The following is a 4,703-nucleotide window of genomic DNA, read 5'->3' on the forward strand; positions in this document are numbered from 1 at the left end:
CCGCATGTCCGACCCGCCGCCGCCCGCTGCGGTCCCGCCGAAAACGCCGCCGCCGACCGCGGCTCCGCCGAAAGCCCAGCCGCGCCCGGCCATCGCGAGCGCGGCGCCGCCGAAAGCCAGCCCGCCGGTGCCGACGCCGTCCCCGGCCGTTTCGACGGTCGCCGCTACCAGCGCGCCGTCGCCCGTACCGTCCGCCGCCGCATCGGCGAGCGCGCCGCCCGCCGCCGCGCCCACGCCGATCGGGGTCGCCGTTCGCGATGGCGGACCCGTCGGTCCCGGCTTCTCGATCGCCGACATCGGCAAGGTTGCAACGCCAGCCGCGAACCCGGCCTCGACGCCCGTGGCGGCGGCGCCGGTGCCGTCGAATCCCGATCCCTTGCCCGCTGCGGCGGACCCGGCCCCCGCTGCGATCGAGCCGGAAGCGGCCGCCGTCGCGGCTGCTTCGACGCCTGTACCGCCGCCCGCCGCGCCGCTCGCGTCGCTGGCCGATATCGTCGGTTCGCTCGAAATCCCGGCCGAAGAAATGGCGGCGACGAGCGGCGCGGTCGACGCCGCAACGCTGGCCAGGCTGCGCGACGACAAGCGCAAGGCCGATGCCGCCGCCGAGGCGAAGCGCGCCAAGGACGCCGCCGCCGCCAAGGTGAAGGCGGAAACCGATGCGAAGGCCAAGGCCGAAGCCGCTGAAAAGAAGGCAAACCCGGCGCGCCTCTGGGTGCAGGTCGCAACCGGCGCCAATGTCCGGGCGCTGGCCGCCGACTATGCCAAATTCGCCAAGAAGAACGCCGCCCTGTTCAAGGGCAAATCGGGCGGCAGCACCGAATGGGGCAAGACCCGCCGCCTGCTCGTCGGTCCGTTCAAGGACAAGAAGAGCGCCGATGCCTGGCTTGCCGACTACAAAAAGGCGGGCGGCGACGGTTTCCTGTTCAACAGCGACGCCGGCCAGGAAGTCGATCCCGTCAAATGAGCGTTGCGGAGTGCGCCAGCGATCCTCTGCAGAGTCGCGGGCGTCGCCACGAAGAGGTGGGGCGCGTCGTGCGCGGGCCGCGTGATGCGTTCCAGCGCGACCGCGACCGCATCATCCATTCTATCGCCTTCCGCCGCCTGCGCCACAAGACGCAGGTCTTCGTCGCGCCCGATCTCGACCATTATCGCGTCCGGCTGACCCACAGTATCGAGGTGGCGCAGATCGGGCGCGGCATCGCCCGCGCATTGGGGCTCAACGAGGATCTGACCGAGGCGCTATGCCTCGCGCACGACATCGGCCATTCGCCCTTCGGCCATGCGGGGGAGGATGCGCTCAAGGCCGCGATGGCCGAACATGGCGGCTTCGACCACAACGGTCACACGCTGCGCACGCTCGCCTGCCTCGAATGTCCCTATCCCTTGTTCGACGGGCTCAACCTGACCTGGGAAACGCTCGAGGGGCTCGCCAAGCATAATGGCCCGGTCAAATATCCCGGCTGGGCGCTGGCCGCGATCGACGCCGAATTTCCGCTCGACCTCAAAAGCCACGCCAGCCTCGAGGCGCAGATCGCGGCGGTCGCCGACGATATCGCCTATGACAATCACGACATCGACGACGGGCTGCGCGCCGGGCTGCTCAGCCTCGACCAGTTGATGGCCCAGCCGTTCGTCGCGGCGAATTTCGCGGCGGTCGAGGATCGTTTTCCCGGCGCGCCGCGCGATCGGCTGCTGCGCGAACTGGTGCGCGACCAGATCGGGGTGATGGTCAACGACGTGATCGCCGCGACGCGCGCCAACGTCGCCGAAACCGGCGTGGCGAGCGCCCGGGATGTTCGCGCCGCGGGCCGGACGCTTGGCGGCTTCTCGGAGGATCTCGCGCGCAAGGAGCGCGACCTCAAACGCTTCATGTACGCCAATCTCTACCACCACCCCGAACAGGTCGCGGCGGCCGAGGCGGCGAACCAGGTCATCGCGCGGCTGTTTGCCGCCTATGCCGAAACCCCCCGCCTGATGGGCGCCGACTGGTCGGCGCGCGTGCCGGGCGAAGAATGCGCGACAGTGCGCCATATCGGTGATTATATCGCGGGCATGACCGACCGCTTCGCCATCGACCGCTACGCCGAGATTTTCGGGCGCGATCAGGTGCCCGCCGCGCTGGCGCATGTCTGACGCGCTCCTCATCGGCGCGACCGGGATGGTCGGCGGCGCGGTGATCGCGCATGCGGGCGTGCTGTCGTTGACCATCCTCGTTCGCCGCGACAAGGACGATCTGCCCGAAGAGCATGCGCTGCTCGTCGCGCCGCCCGAGCGCTGGGCCGACATCATCGCGGTCGAGCGCCCTGCGGTGCTCATTTCCTGCCTCGGTACGACGATCCGCCAGGCCGGGTCACAGGCGGCGTTCCGCGCCGTCGACCACGGCCTGATCCTCTCGGCGGCGAAGGGTGCTCGGATGGCGGGGACGCGGCACATGATCCTGGTCAGCGCGGTCGGCGCGTCGGCGAACAGCCGCAACTTCTATCTGAAGACCAAGGGTGAGACCGAGGACGGGCTGCGCGCGCTCGGCTTCGAGCGGCTTGATATCCTGCGCCCCGGTCTGCTCATGGGCGACCGCGCGGGGCCGAAGCGGCTGGGCGAGGGGATCGCGATGGTCGCGGCGCCGATCACCGATGCGCTGCTCCACGGGTCGCTGCGCCGCTATCGCTCGATTCCGAGCGAAACCGTCGCGCGGGCGATCGTCGCGCTGGCGGGAATGACGCAGCCCGGCGTGCGGATCCATGAAAATGACGCGATGCGGCGGCTCGCCGATTGACTCTGCGATAGGGCGCCGCCAAGGCTCGGGCGTCTGTCGGGTTCCGCCAAGGGATTCGACCGGCCGCGCGGGAGAGCGCGAGGGCGGGGCAACCCGCGCCTCGCCACCGAAGGAGCAACCGCCCCGGAAACTCTCAGGTCAAGCGGACCGCGCAGGCTGGAACGGACACTCTGGAAAGCGTTCCAGCCTTAGGCTGGAGCCACCGAAGGGGTAAGTCCATAATATCATGGACGAAAACTCTCAGGTTCCCGTGACAGAGGGGGCATGGCGACAAGGCGGCACCCGCGCCGCTCCTTGCCGTGCTTGATACGGGAGTTCGCGATATGGGCGACGATAGAGAAGATAGCGAAGTCGTAGAGGTCGTCACCGAGACCCTGCCGCTCGACGCCTGGCACCGCGCCAAGGGCGGCCGCATGGTCGAGTTCGCCGGTTACTGGATGCCGATCCAATATGAAGGCATCATGGCCGAACATCTGTGGGTCCGCGAGAATGCCGGCCTGTTCGACGTCAGCCATATGGGGCAACTCCACCTGTCGGGCGAAGGGCTCGACGACGCGCTCGAAGCGGTGCTTCCGGGCGACGTGAAGAGCCTCGCGCTCGGGCGCATGCGCTATTCGCTGCTGCTCGCCGAGGACGGCGGCATTCTCGACGACCTCATGCTTAGCCGCTGGCCCGACGGCATCTATATGGTCGTCAACGGCGCGGTGAAGTGGGAGGATATCGGGCACCTGCGCGAAACCCTGCCCGATGCGATCACGATCAACCATTTCGAGGACCGCGCGCTGCTGGCGCTGCAGGGTCCGAAGGCGTTCGACGCGCTGAAGCGCCACACAACCGGCGAATGGGGTCTGGACGCGCTGACCTTTATGATGGGCGGCCCCTATCAGATCGGCGGCGTTGACGCGTGGATCAGCCGCTCGGGCTATACTGGCGAGGATGGGTTCGAGATTTCGGTCGATGCCGACAAGGTACAGCAGGTCGCCGACCTGCTCTGCGGCGAGCCCGAAGTGAAGCCGATCGGTCTCGGCGCGCGTGACAGCCTGCGCCTCGAAGCCGGACTGCCGCTCTATGGCCACGATCTCGACCCCACCATCGACCCGATTGAAGGCGACCTCGGCTTTGCGATCCAGAAGCGCCGCCGCGAAGAGGGCGGCTTCCCTGGTGCGGCGCGCATCCTCGGACATTATGCCGACGGATCCCCGCGCAAGCGCGTTGGCCTGCTCGTCGACGGCAAGCTGCCGGTGCGCGAGGGCGCCAAGCTGTTCGACGGCGAGGACGAGATCGGCGTCGTGACCTCGGGCGGTTTCGCGCCGAGCGTTGGCGCGCCGATCGCCATGGGCTATGTTCCGCGCGACCATGCCGTTCCCGGCACGTCGGTCGCCGCCGAGGTTCGTGGCAAGCGGGTGCCTTGCACCGTGACCGCGATGCCATTCATTCCACACCGCTATGTGCGCAAACAGGGAGGCTGACCGATGCCGCGTTATTATACCGAAGAACATGAATGGATCGACGTTGACGGCGATGTCGCGACCGTCGGCATTACCGACTTCGCGCAGGCCCAGCTCGGCGACATCGTCTTCGTCGAAGTTCCCGACACCGGAGCCGAGCTCAGCCAGGGCGGCGATGCTGCGGTGGTCGAATCGGTCAAGGCGGCGAGCGACGTCTATGCGCCCGTCGACGGCACCGTAACCGAGGGTAATGGCCAGCTCGAGGAAGACCCCGCGCTCGTCAATTCGGACCCCGAAGGCGAAGGCTGGTTCTTCCGCATGACGCTCAGCGACAAGAGTCAGCTCGAAGCGCTGATGAACGCCGCGGCGTACAAGGCCTTCTGCGACGATCTTTGACCATAGTTCCCCTCCCGCAAGCGGGAGGGGTTAGGGGTGGGCCTGACTAATTGCGCCTACCCCTGCGGCCATGCCCACCCCCAGCC

At 68.1% G+C, this 4,703-nt stretch carries 5 protein-coding genes, 1 pseudogene and 2 riboswitches; of the genes and pseudogenes, 5 read left to right on the forward strand and 1 reads right to left on the reverse strand.

Translation table 11 applies throughout. The annotated features are described in order from the left end of the window. Positions 1-297 (reverse strand): annotated as a pseudogene (locus ACREB7_RS20615) (hypothetical protein); the annotation flags it as partial. Between the two features lie 58 nt (positions 298-355). Here ACREB7_RS20615 and ACREB7_RS20620 point away from each other — a divergent pair. From ACREB7_RS20620 to gcvH, 5 genes are all read left to right on the forward strand, one after another. Then, on the forward strand, positions 356-964 hold the full coding sequence (locus ACREB7_RS20620) for an SPOR domain-containing protein (protein WP_431594127.1): 609 nt from the start codon (positions 356-358) through the stop codon (positions 962-964). Then, complete coding sequence (locus tag ACREB7_RS20625; RefSeq protein WP_431594128.1) at positions 961-2,133, forward strand: deoxyguanosinetriphosphate triphosphohydrolase; 1,173 nt, start codon at positions 961-963, stop codon at positions 2,131-2,133. The genes ACREB7_RS20620 and ACREB7_RS20625 overlap by 4 nt, the downstream gene beginning before the upstream one ends. After that, positions 2,126-2,773, forward strand: a complete 648-nt coding sequence (locus ACREB7_RS20630) for an NAD-dependent dehydratase (RefSeq protein ID WP_431594129.1) — start codon at positions 2,126-2,128, stop codon at positions 2,771-2,773. The genes ACREB7_RS20625 and ACREB7_RS20630 overlap by 8 nt, the downstream gene beginning before the upstream one ends. A gap of 58 nt (positions 2,774-2,831) precedes the next feature. Continuing rightward, positions 2,832-2,933, forward strand: a riboswitch (glycine riboswitch). After that, positions 2,934-3,040, forward strand: a riboswitch (glycine riboswitch). It begins immediately after the preceding riboswitch. A 56-nt stretch (positions 3,041-3,096) separates the two neighbouring features. Then, a complete protein-coding gene (gene gcvT / locus ACREB7_RS20635; protein WP_431594130.1) occupies positions 3,097-4,242 on the forward strand; it encodes a glycine cleavage system aminomethyltransferase GcvT in 1,146 nt (381 codons plus the stop codon). A gap of 3 nt (positions 4,243-4,245) precedes the next feature. After that, positions 4,246-4,617, forward strand: coding sequence for a glycine cleavage system protein GcvH (gene gcvH / locus ACREB7_RS20640; RefSeq protein WP_431594131.1), 372 nt, complete (start codon positions 4,246-4,248; stop codon positions 4,615-4,617). The last annotated feature ends 86 nt before the right edge of the window (positions 4,618-4,703 follow it).

This window comes from Sphingopyxis sp., assembly GCF_050725615.1.
Classification (GTDB): Bacteria; Pseudomonadota; Alphaproteobacteria; order Sphingomonadales; family Sphingomonadaceae; genus Sphingopyxis.

Coding starts and splice junctions, on each gene's coding strand:
- ACREB7_RS20625 (WP_431594128.1), top strand. CDS start 961: ATGAGCGTTGCGGAGTGCGCCAGCGATCCTCTGCAGAGTCGCGGGCGT.
- ACREB7_RS20630 (WP_431594129.1), top strand. CDS start 2,126: ATGTCTGACGCGCTCCTCATCGGCGCGACCGGGATGGTCGGCGGCGCG.
- gcvH (WP_431594131.1), top strand. CDS start 4,246: ATGCCGCGTTATTATACCGAAGAACATGAATGGATCGACGTTGACGGC.
- gcvT (WP_431594130.1), top strand. CDS start 3,097: ATGGGCGACGATAGAGAAGATAGCGAAGTCGTAGAGGTCGTCACCGAG.